Raw genomic sequence first — 14,494 nt, 5'->3', positions numbered from 1 at the left:
TCAGATCCCCAGTTCCTGGCGCTGCCGGCGCAGGTGCTCCGGCATCTCCTTGTAGACGTCTTCGAACATGGAGGCAGGGCTTGGCATCTGGCCGCCGGCCAGGGTGCCGTATTGCTCGGCTTCTTTCTGCGCCTTGATGATCTCGGCCTCGAGCTCGGCGGTAACCGCCTGGTGCTCTTCCTCGGACCAGTGGCCGATGGCGATCAGGTGCTGTTTGAGCCGGACAATCGGGTCGCCCAGCGGGAAGTGGTTCCAGTCGTCTGCCGGGCGATACTTGGACGGATCGTCCGAGGTCGAGTGTGGACCGGCACGGTAGGTGACCCACTCGATCAGGCTTGGGCCCAGGCCGCGTCGGGCGCGTTCGGCAGCCCAGCGCGAAGCGGCGTAGACGGCGATGAAGTCGTTGCCGTCGACCCGTAGCGAAGCAATGCCACAACCGACGCCACGACCGGCGAAAGTGGTCGATTCGCCACCGGCGATGGCCTGGAAGGTGGAGATTGCCCACTGGTTGTTGACCACGTTGAGGATCACCGGCGCGCGGTAGACGTGGGCGAACGTCAAGGCAGTGTGGAAGTCGGATTCGGCGGTTGCGCCGTCACCGATCCAGGCCGAGGCAATCTTGGTGTCACCTTTGATCGCCGAGGCCATGGCCCAACCCACAGCTTGTACGAACTGGGTGGCCAGGTTGCCGCTGATGCTGAAGAAACCAGCTTCGCGGACCGAATACATGATCGGCAATTGACGGCCCTTGAGCGGATCACGCTCGTTGGACAGCAATTGGCAGATCATCTCGACCAGCGACACATCGCGGGCCATGAGAATGCTTTGTTGACGGTAGGTGGGGAAGCACATGTCCGTACGGTTGAGGGCCATGGCCTGACCGCTGCCGATGGCTTCCTCACCCAGGCTCTGCATGTAGAAGGACATTTTCTTCTGGCGCTGGGCAACCACCATGCGGCTGTCGAACAGCCGGGTCTTGAGCATGTTGCGCATGCCCTGACGCAGGATTTGCGGGCTGATGTCCTCGGCCCACGGGCCCAGGGCATTGCCTTTGTCGTCCAGTACCCGGATCAGGCTATAGGCGATATCCGCGGTTTCGGCCGCGTCTACATCGACGGGAGGTTTACGGACCTTGCCGGCATCGTTCAGACGCAGGTAGGAGAAATCAGTCTGGCAGCCTGGCCGGCCGGTAGGCTCGGGCACATGCAGACGCAGGGGGGCGTACTCGTTCATGCTTTTTTACGCTCGCTCTGTCTTGTGTTTTTGTTGAGCTTTGAAGCGGTCGCTACTGAAACCCCGGCTTGTGACTAGGGAGTCAGTCTTGTCCTACATCATATTCGGGCGCCTGAAGAATATTTCTCTCAAGTTCATTGCCTTTGTTCCAGCTTGCGGATAAACATTCCTTATAAAGACAAAAAACAGGTGAAATTGTCTCATGCGTAAACTGGATCGCACTGATATCGGTATTCTCAACAGTCTTCAGGAAAATGCCCGGATCACTAACGCCGAACTCGCGCGCTCGGTAAACCTGTCGCCCACCCCGTGCTTCAACCGGGTAAAGGCCATGGAAGAACTGGGTGTCATTCGTCAGCAAGTGACCCTGCTGGCGCCGGAAGTGTTGGGTCTGGACGTTAATGTGTTTATTCATGTCAGCCTCGAAAAGCAGGTGGAGCAATCACTGCATCGCTTTGAAGAAGAAATTGCCGAGCGTCCGGAGGTCATGGAGTGCTATCTGATGACAGGTGATCCGGATTACCTGTTGCGGGTGCTGCTGCCGAGTATTCAGGCCCTGGAGCGCTTTCTGGATTACCTGACGCGCTTGCCTGGGGTAGCCAATATTCGCTCCAGCTTTGCCTTGAAGCAGGTGCGCTACAAAACCGCGCTGCCATTGCCGGCCAATGGCCTGACCTTGCCGGGGTGATTGCAAAGGCTATCGCCGGGCAAGCGCGCTGCTGCTGGTGCTGCTGTGCCTGTAGGAAATTTCGATCAGCCCCGTTCTGAGTGCTTGAAATTCCGAACGCAGCGCGCCTATGTTGTAGTCATCGCCTTTACCGGCATGCGACAACATTAAGGATAGTGTCATGACGACCAGTGGCCAGTGCTCCCTCGCCGAACGATTGACGGGCATTGATGAAATCGAGTGCATCACGCCGGATCTCAACGGTGTGCCCCGCGGCAAGGTAATGACGGCTGAAGGTTTTCTCGAGGGACGCCGATTGCAGATGGCCCGTGGCGTGCTGCTGCAGTGCATCATGGGTGGCTACCCGCCGGCACGTTTCTACGGCAGCGACGATGGTGACCTGGCGCTGGTTGCCGATGATCGCCACATTCATCGCTTGCCCTGGAGTGACGAGCCCCGCGCCTTGGCGATCTGTGATGCGGTGGAGCTGACCGGCGCCAGTTCCGGGTTGTCTACACGGGGTCTGCTCAAGGCGGTGATCGCCCGTTATGCTGCCCTTGGGCTGGCACCGGTGGTAGCGACTGAGCTCGAATTCTTTGTTTTCGCCCCCAACAGTGATCCTGACCAGGCGTTTCTCCCGCCGCTGGGCAAGGACGGTCGTCGCGAAGAAGGGCAGTCGGCCTTCAGTGTCAGTTCCAACAATGGCCTGCGTCCGTTCTTCAATGAGGTGTATCGCTGCATGGAAGCGCTGGGCCTGCCGCGCGATACTTTCATGCATGAAATGGGCGTCAGTCAGTTCGAGATCAACCTGTTGCACGGTGATCCCCTGCTGCTGGCCGACCAGACGCTGCTGTTCAAGCATCTGCTCAAGGAGGTTGCGCTCAAGCATGGCCTGATCGTGGTGTGCATGGCCAAACCCCTGGCGCATACGCCGGGAAGCTCCATGCATATTCACCAGAGTCTGGTGCAGATCAGCGATGGTCATAATGTGTTCAGCGATGCCGACGGTGCGCCGACCGCCACCTTCCGACATTTCATCGGTGGTTTGCAGGCCTGTATGGCGGACTTCACCGCGTTGTTCGCGCCCAACGTCAATTCCTATCAGCGCCTCTGCCATCCCTACGCCTCACCCAACAATGCCTGCTGGTCAGAGGACAATCGCGCTGCCGGTTTGCGTATCCCGGCCAGCTCGCCGGTGGCGCGACGGGTGGAAAACCGCTTGCCCGGTGCCGACACCAACCCTTACCTGGCCATTGCTGCCAGTCTTGCTGCCGGCCTGCATGGCATCGAACAGCAGCTTGAACCTACTGCGGCGATCCAGGGTGAGTTCGAGGTGCCGGATCATTTGAGCCTGCCATGTACCTTACATGCGGCCCTTGAGCGTCTGAAGCGCAGTGAGCTCGCTCGGGAAATGTTCGGCAACGAATTCATCGACGGCTACATCGCTACCAAGAGCATGGAGCTGACCAGTTTCTTTGATGAAATTACCCCGTGGGAGCGTCGAGTGCTGGCGGCACAGGCGTAGGTTTTTTTCGTTCCCGGGGCCTGCAGTACCGCTATTTTCACTTATGCTTTCATGCAGTTTTTCCACCTGCTCAAGGGGCCGTTCGGGACGCTGATGCGACAGATCTGGAAGTCTTTTCGCGCGCTGTATTTCGCTGCGCTGATGATGTTGATTGGTTCCGGCTTGTTGAGTACCTACCTGGCCCTGCGCCTGGCTGCCGACCATGTCGACAGTCTTTGGGTGGGTGCGTTAATGGCGGCCAACTATTTTGGCCTGGCCCTGGGTGGCAAGATCGGTCACCGCCTGATTGCCCGGGTCGGGCATATACGCGCGTACGCTACCTGTGCCGGTATCGTCGGCGCGGCAGTGCTTGGCCATGGCCTGGTCAGTTGGTTGCCGGCATGGCTGTTCCTGCGGGTTATCGTCGGCCTCGGTATGATGTGCCAGTACATGGTCATCGAAAGCTGGCTTAACGAGCAGGCCGATGCCAAGCAGCGGGGCGCAGTGTTCAGTGGCTACATGATTGCTTCGTACCTGGGGCTGGTGCTCGGCCAACTGATACTGGTTGCCCACCCGCAACTGGGACCAGAGCTGTTGATGCTGGTAGCGATGTGCTTTGCCTTGTGCCTGGTGCCGGTGGCGATGACTCGCCGCATTCACCCGGCACCTTTGCGCCCTGCGCCAATGGAGCCGCGCTTCTTTATCAAACGGGTGCCTCAATCCTTGAGTACGGTGCTCGGCTCGGGCCTGATCGTCGGTTCGTTCTACGGTCTTGCACCGTTGTACGCGGCCAAGCAGGGGTTGAGCACTGAATACATCGGTCTGTTTATGGGCTGCTGTATTTTCGCCGGTCTGCTGGTGCAGTGGCCTTTGGGTTGGTTGTCCGATCGCTATGACCGTGCCGTATTGATCCGCAGCGTGGCGGTGGGCCTGGCGATTGCGGCATTGCCCCTGGCGATCATGCCGACCGTGCCAATCGTGGTGCTGTTTGCTGCCGGCTTTATCGTGTCGTTGCTGCAGTTTTGCCTGTATCCCCTGGCGGTGGCTTTTTCCAACGACCATGTGGAAAGCGAGCGGCGCGTTTCGCTGACCGCCATGCTCTTGGTGACCTATGGCGTTGGCGCCAGTATTGGGCCGCTGGCAGCGGGGGTGATGATGAAGATGTTCGGCACCCAGATGCTCTATGCCTTCTTTGTCTTTTTTGCCCTGGTGCTGGTATGGCGGATCCGGCCTAAGGCGGTTACAGGTTTGCATCAGGTCGACGATGCACCGCTCAATCACGTGGCCATGCCGGCAGCCGGCTCGCCGCTATCGGCGGCGCTCGACCCGCGGGTCGATGAGCAAGTGGTGCAGGATCAGATGCAGGCGCCGGTGGCGGCTGAAGATACTGAACAGGAAGACGCCAGCGTCGAGGCAGACGATGTCGCAGGCGGGGGAGTGGGGAAGCCGGCGTCGCTATGAAGTCTTGCGTGGGACAAGCCGTCTCTACCGGATCCGGTAGGCGCGGACTTGCCCCGCGATACACTCAGTAATCGTCTTTATCGAACCGACGCGCTTCGCGCTGTAGCTGGTAGACGAAGGTTTCGATCTTGCGCTGCATCTGCCCGTTCAGGTTGTGAAAGCGCACACCGGCGAACGTGGTGTTGAAACGCTCTTCAAAATGCAGGTGGCGCAGTTCGACTTCCACCTGGGACAAGCCCAGCGGAGCGCCGGAAGCGAATTTTTCGTACACCTGACCCAGTTGCAGGCGTTCTTCGACATTGCCTTCAAAGCGCAGCTTGCAACCTGTGGCGGAAATATCCAGCAGTTTGCCACGCAACTCGCCATTGCCCTTGAGCTTGTCACCATCGAGCTTGATGTCGACCAGTTGCGACAGCTTCAAGGCGGCACGGAAGGCATTGCGACGTTGGTGATAGGCCACTTCGGTGGGCAGTTCACCGTGGTAGCAACGATGACCGTTGGCTTCGCTGATGCTCAATGGGGTGTTGCATTCCCAGGCAATGCGCACGCCTTCATGAAAACCCTCGATCCGGAACGGTTCGCCGTTTTCAAGGTAGCGCTCACCGTCGCGGGGGACCATCTCATCGAGTCCCAGACGGTTGTTTTCGCGGTCGACTTCGACGACATAGCTCTGGAAACGCTGGCTACGTTCGTGGAAGGTGATGATCAGCGGGTCATGGCTCTCTTGCAGCGACCGCAAGTTGGCGGCAATTTCCAAAGGCGTGCGAAGTACCTTTGGAGGCTGCGGAGCTTCTGCTTCATTGAACACGGGTAATCAATCTCCAGGCAAGACGGCACACGCAAGTAACAGCATTTTGCCAGTATGTTCTGTACCTTGATACAGGGAATTAAACCTGGCTGAGCGCCCGCGGCTTGGCGAGGGGCGAGGTCGACCCACGGGCGTTGTACAGCGAAGGTGATTCGCCGCCCATGAGGATTCTGATCTGATTGGCTGTGCTGCTCTGCTGAAGCTGGATCGAGCGGCCGTTGCGCTCGTTGACTGCCTGACAGTCGGCAAGCAGCTTGCCCAGTGTATCCAGTTGCTGCAACAGGCGTTCGCCAAGGTGGGACTGGCTGGCCAGTTGCGCAACACCTTCGCGGTCCTGACTCAAGCCAAGGCTGGCAAGCAGCTCACTGCGGCGTCGACCTTGCTGATCGAGAAGGATCACCAACGATTGCTTGCGTGCCAGAAGGTTTTCCAGCAGCGGCATATCGCGGCCGAGCAGGGCAATTGCTTCTGTCTCCAGCAACTCCAGCAGTTGTTGCGCTGGAGCAAGGTCGTCTTCGATCAATTGCAGCAAGGTAGTGTCGTGCATGGCTGGCTCTTTGGTTCAAGCGTCCTGAAGTCAGCGCGCCAGAGGCTAGCGCTGGGCTTCGAAATTAAGCAGTTTGCTGGCGACGCGGTTGCTGTCGACCTGGTAGCTGCCGTCGGCGATAGCCTGCTTCAACTCCGCCACGCGGGCGCTGTTGACAACCGGCTGGTCGCGCAGCTTGTCGCTGACCTTCTGCAACTGCTGGGCCTCATGGCTCAGGTGTACGGTTTCCCCGCTGGTGCTGCTGGTGGCGACAGGGTCGGCCTTGGCTGCTGCGGCGCCGGTGCTTTCCTGGCTGTTGCCAGGACGCGCGCCGGTAACCGACGGGGAATTATTCAAACGACTGAAGTCGATGACCATGATCAGAAAACCTCTGGGTATATGGACGCTTGCCTTGTTTTCGGCCGACCCGGAAAAAACTTTAGGCGCAATTGTTCCACATCATGCGCAATGCATTTTGGGCACCCAATGGGACACAGTTTAGGAAAAGCAGTTCCTGATCGCCAGCGTTAGTCGTTGTTTGCTCGCTTACATCGCTACTTCGACCTGGCCCGGCCCGGTAACCCTGGCCTTGACCACCCGTTTGGAATTCAGATTGCGTACTCGGATCTGTTCGCTCTGCCCGCCCTTGCTCAGGGCTTCGCCCGGCATACGTACACTCAAGGTACCACTGCGCGCGGTAATAACCACTTGGTCACCTTTGCGAACCACTTCTGCCTGTTCCAGATGTTGAGGCGTCAGCACCTGATCCATGACCGTTGGTCGGATTACCTTGAGACCGATGGCCTGATCCAGACTGCTCAAGAAACCCTGGTTGAGCAGCCCTACGTCGCGTTCGCGCAGGTTGACGTCCTGCTCACTGACGATGCTTTCGCGCTTCAGCGGTCGCACTACCGTCACTACATGACGAAAAAGACGTACCTGGGCGGGCACGAACACCGTCCAAGGTGAGCTACCTTCGCAACGAACCCTGATCGTCACGCGACCTATGGGCTGCGCCGGGCTTTCCAGGCTGGCATCCAGCTGGCGGTCGCACAGCGGCATGCGCAGGCGCGGGTCGAGGTTGTTGACCTGGATCTCGTAGCGTCCTTCGGTCTGGCTGCTGGCCAGGTAGTCTTCCACGGTGAATTCAAGAAACCCTTGGGTGACGCCGATAAGTTGTTCAGGCAGGGTGAAAGTGTCAGCCAGGAGTCGACCGCCAGGTGCCAGCAGGCACAGCGCAGCCAAATAGCTTGGCAGCAGGCGAGTCAGGCGTCGGGAAAATGGCGTTTTCATATTCATACGATTGAAATAGCAAAGCGCGTGCCGAGACTGGGTACGAAGTTCGAAGCGTTTGGTGAAGGAGTCTGGCATGGCTGGTGTAATGGATTCGGTGAACCAGCGCACGCAACTGGTGGGGCAGAATCGCCTGGAGCTGCTGTTGTTTCGCCTCAATGGCGAGCAGCTCTACGGGATCAACGTGTTCAAGGTGCGGGAGGTGTTGCAATGCCCACCCCTGACGGTGATGCCCAAGTCCAATCCGGTGGTGCGCGGTGTAGCGAATATTCGCGGGGCAACCATCCCGATCCTCGATCTGGCGATGGCGACCGGTATGCCCGGTCTGAGTGAAGATGTCAGCAAGAGCTTCGTTATCATCACGGAGTACAACACCAAGACCCAGGGTTTCCTGGTGCACTCGGTGGAGCGCATCGTCAATATGAACTGGGAAGAGATTCATCCGCCACCCAAGGGCACCGGTCGCGACCATTACCTGACCGCGGTGACACGGGTCGACAACAAAATGGTCGAGATCATCGACGTGGAGAAAATCCTCGCCGAAGTGGCGCCGACCTCCGAGTCCATCTCGGCTGGCGTGGTCGATGCCGAGGTGCAGGACAAGGCCGTATTGCTGCGCGTGTTGACGGTCGACGATTCGTCGGTTGCGCGCAAGCAGGTCAGTCGCTGCCTGCAGACGGTCGGCGTGGAAGTGGTAGCGCTCAACGATGGTCGCCAGGCGCTGCAGTACCTGCGCAATCTGGTGGAGGAGGGCAAGCGTCCGGAAGAAGAATTCTTGATGATGATTTCCGATATCGAGATGCCGGAGATGGACGGTTACACCCTGACAGCCGAGATTCGCAGCGACCCGCGCATGCAAAAACTGCACATCATCCTGCATACTTCGCTTTCCGGCGTGTTCAACCAGGCGATGGTCAAGAAGGTCGGGGCCGATGATTTCCTGGCCAAGTTCAAGCCGGACGACCTCGCCCAGCGCGTCGTCGATCGCATCAAGGCCACGCACTAACGGTCGGGGGTTCAGCCCCTGGCGGTTCACACGATTTAAGAGGCTGTACCATTGTCTACGGGTAATTTGGATTTCGAACAGTTCCGGGTCTTCCTGGAAAAAGCCTGTGGCATCCTGCTGGGCGAAAATAAGCAGTACCTGGTCTCCAGCCGTCTCAACAAGCTGATGGAGCAGCAGGGCATCAAGTCCCTGACCGAGCTGGTACAGCGTATTCAGAGCCAGCCGCGCAGTGGTTTGCGCGAGCAGGTGGTAGATGCCATGACCACCAACGAGACCCTGTGGTTTCGCGACACCTATCCCTTCGAAGTGCTGAAGAACAAGGTGCTGCCTGAGCAGATCAAGGCCAACCCCGGGCAGCGTCTGCGCATCTGGTCGGCTGCCTGTTCCTCGGGCCAGGAGCCGTATTCCATTTCGATGGCGATCGATGAGTTCGAGCGCAGCAACATTGGTCAGTTGAAGATGGGCGCGCAAATCGTTGCCACCGACCTGTCCGGAACCATGCTCACCAACTGCAAGTCAGGTGAGTACGACAGCCTGGCCATTGCCCGCGGTTTGTCCCAGGAGCGCCTGCAGCGCTACTTCGACGTCAAGGCACCCGGTCGCTGGGCGGTGAAGGCGCCGATTCGTAGTCGCGTGGAGTTCCGTTCGTTCAACTTGCTCGACAGCTACGCGAGCCTGGGCAAGTTCGACATCGTGTTCTGCCGCAACGTGTTGATCTATTTCTCGGCACAGGTCAAAAAAGACATCCTGCTGCGTATCCACAGCACGCTCAAGCCGGGCGGCTACTTGTTCCTTGGCGCCTCGGAAGCACTCAACGGCTTGCCGGATCACTATCAGATGGTCCAGTGCAGTCCTGGCATCATTTACCAAGCCAAATAAACACCTCCCCTGCGGAGGTAGGCATTGCCGCTTTGCTGGCGCCCGGCGGTAATCCTTTGCCGCTTTTCTGGCATTGCCGCCAGCGGCAAAGCGCTAAAAGCCCCGTATTTACGGGGTTTTGTTTTTTGGCATGGCTCTTGCTCTAGCTCAGTCAACGAAAAACCTTCGAAGGTTTCCCCGACATGAGCATCAGTTTCGATAAAGCGCTCGGCATTCACGAAAAGGCATTGGGCTTTCGCGCCCAGCGTGCCGAAGTGCTGGCCAACAATATCGCCAACGCCGACACGCCAAACTACAAGGCGCGCGACCTGGACTTCGCATCGGTCCTCGCCGCCCAGGCCGAGAAGACCAGCAAAGGCCACTTCGCACTGGATCGTACCAACACCCGTCATATCGAGGCTGAAGGCCTGAGCATGGGTGACGAGACGCTGCAGTACCGCACGCCGATGCAGCCCTCGATCGATCAGAACACCGTCGATGCCCAGCTCGAGCAGTCGAGCTATGCGGAAAATGCCGTGGGTTTCCAGGCCAGCTTCACGCTGCTCAACAGTAAATTCAAAGGGCTGGTATCAGCCCTGCGCGGAGAGTAAGTCATGTCCCTCGCCAGTGTATTCAACATTGCCGGTAGCGGCATGAGTGCCCAGACCACGCGTCTGAATACCGTCGCTTCGAACATTGCCAACGCCGAGACGGTCTCTTCGAGCATCGATCAGACCTACCGTGCCCGTCATCCGGTTTTTGCCACCACCTTCCAGCAAGCGCAGGGCGGTGTGGGTCAGTCGCTGTTCCAGGATCAGGGCGAGGCCGGTCAAGGTGTTCAGGTGCTCGGCGTGGTGGAGGATCAAAGCAACCTTGAAGCGCGCTACGAGCCGAACCATCCGGCGGCGAACAAGGACGGTTACGTGTACTACCCGAACGTCAACGTGGTCGAGGAAATGGCGGACATGATCTCTGCCAGTCGCTCGTTCCAGACCAATGCCGAGCTGATGAATACGGCCAAGTCCATGATGCAGAAGGTCCTGACCCTGGGTCAGTGACAGGAGTAGCCGTATGACCACCACCAATTCCACCGCCGGTGTCAGCAACGCGGTACTGCAGTCGCTGCAAAAGCCTGAAGCCAACAGCAATGCCAAGACCGGCAATGCTGGCAGCGCGCTGGGCAAAGATGCGTTCCTGCAGTTGCTGGTTACCCAGATGAAGCACCAGAACCCGCTCGATCCTCAAGAGAACGGCGAGTTCGTTGCGCAGTTGGCGCAGTTCAGCAGCCTGGAAGGCATGCAGACGCTCAACGATTCGGTCGCCACCATCGGCGGCGCCTTTCTCTCCTCCATTGCCCTGCAGGCGTCTTCGCTGGTGGGTCGCAATGTTGTGGTTGAAACCGACAAGTCGGTCGTCGATACCAGCAAAGAGATGAAGGGTTCGATCAACCTGACCTCATCCAGCACGCTCACCACTGTCGGTATCTACGACAGCGAGGGCGAGCTGGTGCGCACCCTGGATCTGGGCAGCCAGAAGGGTGGCAAAGTGGACTTCACCTGGGACGGCAAGGATAGCGACGGTGAGATTGCTCCTGCTGGTACCTACACCTTCAAAGCCTCGGGCACCATCGATGGAACCGCCAAAGCCATGACGACCAATCTGCCGGCCTCGGTCAGCAGCGTGACCATGGGTGGCAATGGTTCGGAGATGATGCTGAATCTGGCGGGGCTGGGCAGCATCGCGCTGTCGAAAATTCAATCTATTGGAATCTAGGGCCGATAACGCGGCAGGAGTGAGCACATGTCTTTCAATATCGGCCTTAGCGGTCTTTATGCAGCAAACAAGGCCCTCGGCGTAACCGGCAACAACATTGCCAACGTTGCCACCACTGGCTTCAAATCGTCGCGTGCCGAATTCGCCGACCAGTATTCCTCGTCGATTCGTGGCACCAGTAGCCGTACCGCCGTGGGCAGTGGTGTGACCACAGCCGCGGTATCGCAAATGTTCACCCAAGGTAACTTCAGTGGCACCGGTCAAAGCCTGGACCTGGCGATCGACGGCAACGGCTTTTTCGCCATGAGCGACAACGGCTCGAAGATCTACACCCGTGCCGGTGCGTTCTACAGCGACAAGGCTGGCTACATCGTCAATGCCCAGGGTTCCAACCTGCAGGGTTATGCCGTCGACGGCGACGGTAAAGTGATCAAAGGTGTGCTCACCGATCTGAAGATCGATACGTCCAACCTTGCGCCGAACCCTACCGGACGCATCACTGAAACCCTCAACCTGAACTCCAGTGCCACGGCACCGAAGATCGCTCCGTTCGATCCTACCGAAGTGGGTAGCTACAACTACACCTTCAACACTGACGTCTACGACAGTCAGGGTAATGCCCACCAGATGAACCAGTATTTCGTCAAGGATGCGGGTACCAACTCCTGGACCATGTACACCACTGTCGATGGTCGCAATCCGGCCGACCCGACACTGACCACGCCGCTGGTGAACAAACTGCCGTTCAAGTCCGATGGCAGCCTGGATACTGCAGCCATGACGCCAGGCGCAGTAGCTGGTGGCTTGACCATTACCGACACCAAGACCTTCCAGCTCTCGGGCTGGAAGCCAGCCGAGAAAAACGCGGCAGGCAACTGGGTAGAGAACGGCGCCACTGCCAAGGTTGGTGGTATCTCCCTGGATATGTTGGCCACCACCCAGTACAACGCGGCCTCGGCCACGACTGCCAAGAACCAGGATGGCTACGCCACCGGCGAGCTCAGCGGCTTGACGGTCGACCAGAGCGGTAACCTGTTCGCCAACTTCACCAATGGCCAGGACAAAGTGATCGGTCAGGTGGCAATTGCCAACTTTGCCAACGTCCAGGGCTTGACTCCGGTCGGCGGGACCAGCTGGAAAGAGTCCTATGCTTCGGGCGTGCCTATCGTCGGTGAGCCTGATAGCGGCACCCTGGGCAAGATCGTTGGCGGCTCGCTGGAAGACTCCAACGTCGACCTGACCGGCGAGTTGGTCAACCTGATCAAGGCGCAGAGCAACTATCAGGCGAACGCCAAGACCATCTCCACCGAAAGCACCATCATGCAAACCATCATTCAAATGACTTGATAGTTAGCGTTGTGCTCAGCCCCTGCTCGCAGGGGCTTTTTTTCGTCGCACGTTCAGCGAAGAGGGGGTTGGGGTGAGGAAGCGGGTGTTGATGGTCGGGGTGTTGCTGATGGGGGCCATGCAGTATTCGGTCATGGCGGCGCCGGCGCCCTGGTATCAATGGCAGAGCCTGGCTACCGGGCGCTACATGTGCTCGCAGGTCAACCCGGGTGAGGGTTGGGTGCGGCATTCGGGGCCTTATAACAATGCCGGTTGCCGCACCTACTGAAATTACCCTTGCCGCAGGCGGCAAGAGTTCGCCGACAAACTGACGGCGCTTTGCCTGCACTTACTCTTGAAGCCCCGTAATACGGGGCTTTCGTTAGTCTGGTTCGATAATTGCTTAAAGCTAGCCAAGGTGGCAGCGCGACGACGGTTCGCGCAGAGGAGATCCTGTGGACAAGATGCTTTACGTGGCCATGACCGGCGCCAGCCAGAACGCGCTGGCGCAGAAGGCCCATGCCAACAACCTGGCGAACATTTCTACCAACGGTTTTCAGCGTGACCTGGAGCAGGCGCGCTCGATGCCGGTATTCGGTGACAGCTTTCCGGCGCGCGCCTATGCGATGACCGAACGCCCTGCGACCGACTTCACTCCAGGCTCGTTGCTGGAGACTGGCCGTGATCTCGATGTGGCCATTGGTGGCGATGGTTTCATTGCCGTGCAAGCGCCTGATGGTAGCGAAGCATATGTGCGCACCGCATCGATGAACATCGATGCCCTGGGTGTGTTGCGTGCCGGTAACGGCATGCCGGTAATGGGCAACGGTGGACCCATCGCCGTGCCGCCGGAGCAGAAGATCGAGGTGGGCGAAGACGGCACCATCTCCATCCGTGCCATGGGTGAAGGGCCGCGCGTAATGGCTGAGGTCGACCGGATCAAGATGGTCAACCCTGACCTCAAGACCATGACCAAGGGCCCGGACGGTTTGATTCACACCACCACCGGACAACCTGCCGTGGCAGATGCCAACGTCAAGCTGGTGTCGGGTTTCCTTGAAAACAGCAACGTCAACGCGGTCGAGGAAATGACTTCGGTGCTGGCGCTGTCCCGTCAATTTGAACTGCACATCAAGATGATGACCACAGCCAAAGAAGGCGATGAAGCCATGGCTCGGGTTTTGCAGATCGGCTAATTACACAGACGTAGCGCCGTAAAACAGGCGCGCGAGGAGAACAGCATGCTTCCGGCTCTTTGGGTCAGTAAAACCGGTCTGTCCGCCCAGGACATGAATTTGACCACCATTTCCAACAACCTGGCCAACGTCTCGACCACCGGCTTCAAGCGTGATCGTGCCGAATTCCAGGACCTGTTGTACCAGACCCGTCGCCAGCCAGGCGCGCAATCGACCCAGGACAGCGAGCTGCCTTCGGGCCTGCAATTGGGTACGGGTGTGCGCATTGTCGGCACGCAGAAAAGCTTCACCGCCGGTAGCCTGCAGACCACCGAAAACCCGTTGGACATGGCGGTCGATGGCCGTGGTTTCTTCCAGATCCTGCAGCCAGATGGCACCGTTTCCTATACCCGTGACGGTACCTTTCACCTGAACTCCGACGGCCAGATCGTTACCGCCAGCGGCTTTGCCCTGGAGCCTGCGGTAGTTGTACCGCCTGAGGCGCAGACGTTCACCGTGGGTCGTGATGGCACAGTTTCGATCACCACTGCCGGCAACCCGGCAGCCCAGGTCATCGGCAACATCCAGACTGCCGACTTCATCAACCCGGCCGGCTTGCAAGCGGTGGGCGGCAACCTGTTCCTGGAAACCGCGGCCAGCGGCGCGCCACAGGTGGGTACCCCAGGTCTGAACGGTTTTGGCGTGGTCCAGCAGCAGACCCTGGAAAACTCCAACGTCAGCACGGTGGAAGAACTGGTCAACATGATCACCACCCAGCGCGCCTACGAAATGAACTCCAAAGTCATTTCCACCGCCGACCAGATGCTCTCGTTCGTTACCCAGAACCTGTAAGTAAAGTCTTCG

General features: G+C 58.7%; 17 protein-coding genes. 12 read left to right on the top strand and 5 right to left on the bottom strand.

What is annotated here, in order from left to right:
* Window positions 1-1,233, bottom strand: coding sequence for a 3-methyl-2-oxobutanoate dehydrogenase (2-methylpropanoyl-transferring) subunit alpha (locus tag D3Z90_RS19400; protein WP_136477550.1), 1,233 nt, complete (start codon window positions 1,231-1,233; stop codon window positions 1-3).
* A gap of 202 nt (window positions 1,234-1,435) precedes the next feature.
* Between D3Z90_RS19400 and bkdR the strand changes: the two genes are divergently transcribed.
* The 3 genes from bkdR to D3Z90_RS19385 all read left to right on the top strand — a co-directional run bounded on the left by bkdR (window position 1,436) and on the right by D3Z90_RS19385 (window position 4,865).
* Window positions 1,436-1,921, top strand: coding sequence for a Bkd operon transcriptional regulator BkdR (bkdR, locus tag D3Z90_RS19395; protein ID WP_045189126.1), 486 nt, complete (start codon window positions 1,436-1,438; stop codon window positions 1,919-1,921).
* A 262-nt stretch (window positions 1,922-2,183) separates the two neighbouring features.
* A complete protein-coding gene (locus tag D3Z90_RS19390; RefSeq protein ID WP_178084220.1) occupies window positions 2,184-3,425 on the top strand; it encodes a glutamine synthetase family protein in 1,242 nt (413 codons plus the stop codon).
* A gap of 93 nt (window positions 3,426-3,518) precedes the next feature.
* Window positions 3,519-4,865, top strand: a complete 1,347-nt coding sequence (locus tag D3Z90_RS19385; protein WP_136479001.1) for an MFS transporter — start codon at window positions 3,519-3,521, stop codon at window positions 4,863-4,865.
* Between the two features lie 64 nt (window positions 4,866-4,929).
* Here D3Z90_RS19385 and D3Z90_RS19380 read toward each other — a convergent pair whose 3' ends face one another.
* From D3Z90_RS19380 to flgA, 4 genes are all read right to left on the bottom strand, one after another.
* On the bottom strand, window positions 4,930-5,673 hold the full coding sequence (locus tag D3Z90_RS19380) for a flagellar brake protein (RefSeq protein WP_136477548.1): 744 nt from the start codon (window positions 5,671-5,673) through the stop codon (window positions 4,930-4,932).
* A 79-nt stretch (window positions 5,674-5,752) separates the two neighbouring features.
* Complete coding sequence (locus D3Z90_RS19375) at window positions 5,753-6,220, bottom strand: flagella synthesis protein FlgN (protein ID WP_136477547.1); 468 nt, start codon at window positions 6,218-6,220, stop codon at window positions 5,753-5,755.
* Window positions 6,221-6,265: 45 nt separating this feature from the next.
* The gene (flgM, locus tag D3Z90_RS19370) at window positions 6,266-6,577 is read right to left on the bottom strand and encodes a flagellar biosynthesis anti-sigma factor FlgM (protein WP_136477546.1); all 312 of its coding nucleotides are present in this window, start codon (window positions 6,575-6,577) and stop codon (window positions 6,266-6,268) included.
* A 168-nt stretch (window positions 6,578-6,745) separates the two neighbouring features.
* The gene (gene flgA, locus D3Z90_RS19365; protein WP_136477545.1) at window positions 6,746-7,498 is read right to left on the bottom strand and encodes a flagellar basal body P-ring formation chaperone FlgA; all 753 of its coding nucleotides are present in this window, start codon (window positions 7,496-7,498) and stop codon (window positions 6,746-6,748) included.
* Between the two features lie 70 nt (window positions 7,499-7,568).
* Between flgA and D3Z90_RS19360 the strand changes: the two genes are divergently transcribed.
* The 9 genes from D3Z90_RS19360 (at window position 7,569) to flgG (ending at window position 14,482) form a co-directional block, all read left to right on the top strand.
* Window positions 7,569-8,498 (top strand): chemotaxis protein CheV, encoded by a 930-nt coding sequence (locus D3Z90_RS19360; protein WP_136477544.1) that lies wholly within the window; start codon window positions 7,569-7,571, stop codon window positions 8,496-8,498.
* 51 nt (window positions 8,499-8,549) lie between these two features.
* Window positions 8,550-9,377 carry a protein-glutamate O-methyltransferase CheR gene (gene cheR, locus D3Z90_RS19355; protein WP_136477543.1) on the top strand — a complete coding sequence of 276 codons (828 nt, stop codon included), beginning with the start codon at window positions 8,550-8,552 and terminating at the stop codon, window positions 9,375-9,377.
* 182 nt (window positions 9,378-9,559) lie between these two features.
* Window positions 9,560-9,967: a flagellar basal body rod protein FlgB gene (flgB, locus tag D3Z90_RS19350; RefSeq protein ID WP_136477542.1), complete on the top strand. Its 408-nt coding sequence runs from the start codon at window positions 9,560-9,562 to the stop codon at window positions 9,965-9,967.
* 3 nt (window positions 9,968-9,970) lie between these two features.
* Window positions 9,971-10,414: a flagellar basal body rod protein FlgC gene (flgC, locus tag D3Z90_RS19345; protein WP_136477541.1), complete on the top strand. Its 444-nt coding sequence runs from the start codon at window positions 9,971-9,973 to the stop codon at window positions 10,412-10,414.
* 13 nt (window positions 10,415-10,427) lie between these two features.
* Window positions 10,428-11,129, top strand: a complete 702-nt coding sequence (locus tag D3Z90_RS19340; protein ID WP_136477540.1) for a flagellar hook assembly protein FlgD — start codon at window positions 10,428-10,430, stop codon at window positions 11,127-11,129.
* A gap of 27 nt (window positions 11,130-11,156) precedes the next feature.
* A complete protein-coding gene (gene flgE, locus D3Z90_RS19335) occupies window positions 11,157-12,476 on the top strand; it encodes a flagellar hook protein FlgE (RefSeq protein WP_136477539.1) in 1,320 nt (439 codons plus the stop codon).
* A 73-nt stretch (window positions 12,477-12,549) separates the two neighbouring features.
* Complete coding sequence (locus D3Z90_RS19330; protein ID WP_136477538.1) at window positions 12,550-12,744, top strand: hypothetical protein; 195 nt, start codon at window positions 12,550-12,552, stop codon at window positions 12,742-12,744.
* 166 nt (window positions 12,745-12,910) lie between these two features.
* Window positions 12,911-13,651, top strand: coding sequence for a flagellar basal body rod protein FlgF (locus D3Z90_RS19325; protein WP_136477537.1), 741 nt, complete (start codon window positions 12,911-12,913; stop codon window positions 13,649-13,651).
* A gap of 45 nt (window positions 13,652-13,696) precedes the next feature.
* Window positions 13,697-14,482: a flagellar basal-body rod protein FlgG gene (flgG, locus tag D3Z90_RS19320; RefSeq protein ID WP_136477536.1), complete on the top strand. Its 786-nt coding sequence runs from the start codon at window positions 13,697-13,699 to the stop codon at window positions 14,480-14,482.
* Window positions 14,483-14,494: the final 12 nt, after the last annotated feature.

The organism is Pseudomonas sp. DG56-2, assembly GCF_004803755.1.
Classification (GTDB): Bacteria; Pseudomonadota; Gammaproteobacteria; order Pseudomonadales; family Pseudomonadaceae; genus Aquipseudomonas; species Aquipseudomonas auratipiscis.
Note: the sequence above shows the minus strand (reverse complement) of the source record. Positions and strands in the feature narration are given on the sequence as shown.

Bases quoted from the DNA above. Each gene is read 5' to 3' on its own strand.
- flgB (WP_136477542.1), top strand. From the start codon at position 9,560: ATGAGCATCAGTTTCGATAAAGCGCTCGGCATTCACGAAAAGGCATTG.
- D3Z90_RS19400 (WP_136477550.1), bottom strand. From the start codon at position 1,233: ATGAACGAGTACGCCCCCCTGCGTCTGCATGTGCCCGAGCCTACCGGC.
- flgA (WP_136477545.1), bottom strand. From the start codon at position 7,498: ATGAATATGAAAACGCCATTTTCCCGACGCCTGACTCGCCTGCTGCCA.
- D3Z90_RS19375 (WP_136477547.1), bottom strand. From the start codon at position 6,220: ATGCACGACACTACCTTGCTGCAATTGATCGAAGACGACCTTGCTCCA.
- D3Z90_RS19360 (WP_136477544.1), top strand. From the start codon at position 7,569: ATGGCTGGTGTAATGGATTCGGTGAACCAGCGCACGCAACTGGTGGGG.
- D3Z90_RS19385 (WP_136479001.1), top strand. From the start codon at position 3,519: ATGCGACAGATCTGGAAGTCTTTTCGCGCGCTGTATTTCGCTGCGCTG.
- flgM (WP_136477546.1), bottom strand. From the start codon at position 6,577: ATGGTCATCGACTTCAGTCGTTTGAATAATTCCCCGTCGGTTACCGGC.
- flgE (WP_136477539.1), top strand. From the start codon at position 11,157: ATGTCTTTCAATATCGGCCTTAGCGGTCTTTATGCAGCAAACAAGGCC.
- D3Z90_RS19340 (WP_136477540.1), top strand. From the start codon at position 10,428: ATGACCACCACCAATTCCACCGCCGGTGTCAGCAACGCGGTACTGCAG.
- bkdR (WP_045189126.1), top strand. From the start codon at position 1,436: ATGCGTAAACTGGATCGCACTGATATCGGTATTCTCAACAGTCTTCAG.
- flgG (WP_136477536.1), top strand. From the start codon at position 13,697: ATGCTTCCGGCTCTTTGGGTCAGTAAAACCGGTCTGTCCGCCCAGGAC.
- flgC (WP_136477541.1), top strand. From the start codon at position 9,971: ATGTCCCTCGCCAGTGTATTCAACATTGCCGGTAGCGGCATGAGTGCC.
- D3Z90_RS19390 (WP_178084220.1), top strand. From the start codon at position 2,184: ATGACGGCTGAAGGTTTTCTCGAGGGACGCCGATTGCAGATGGCCCGT.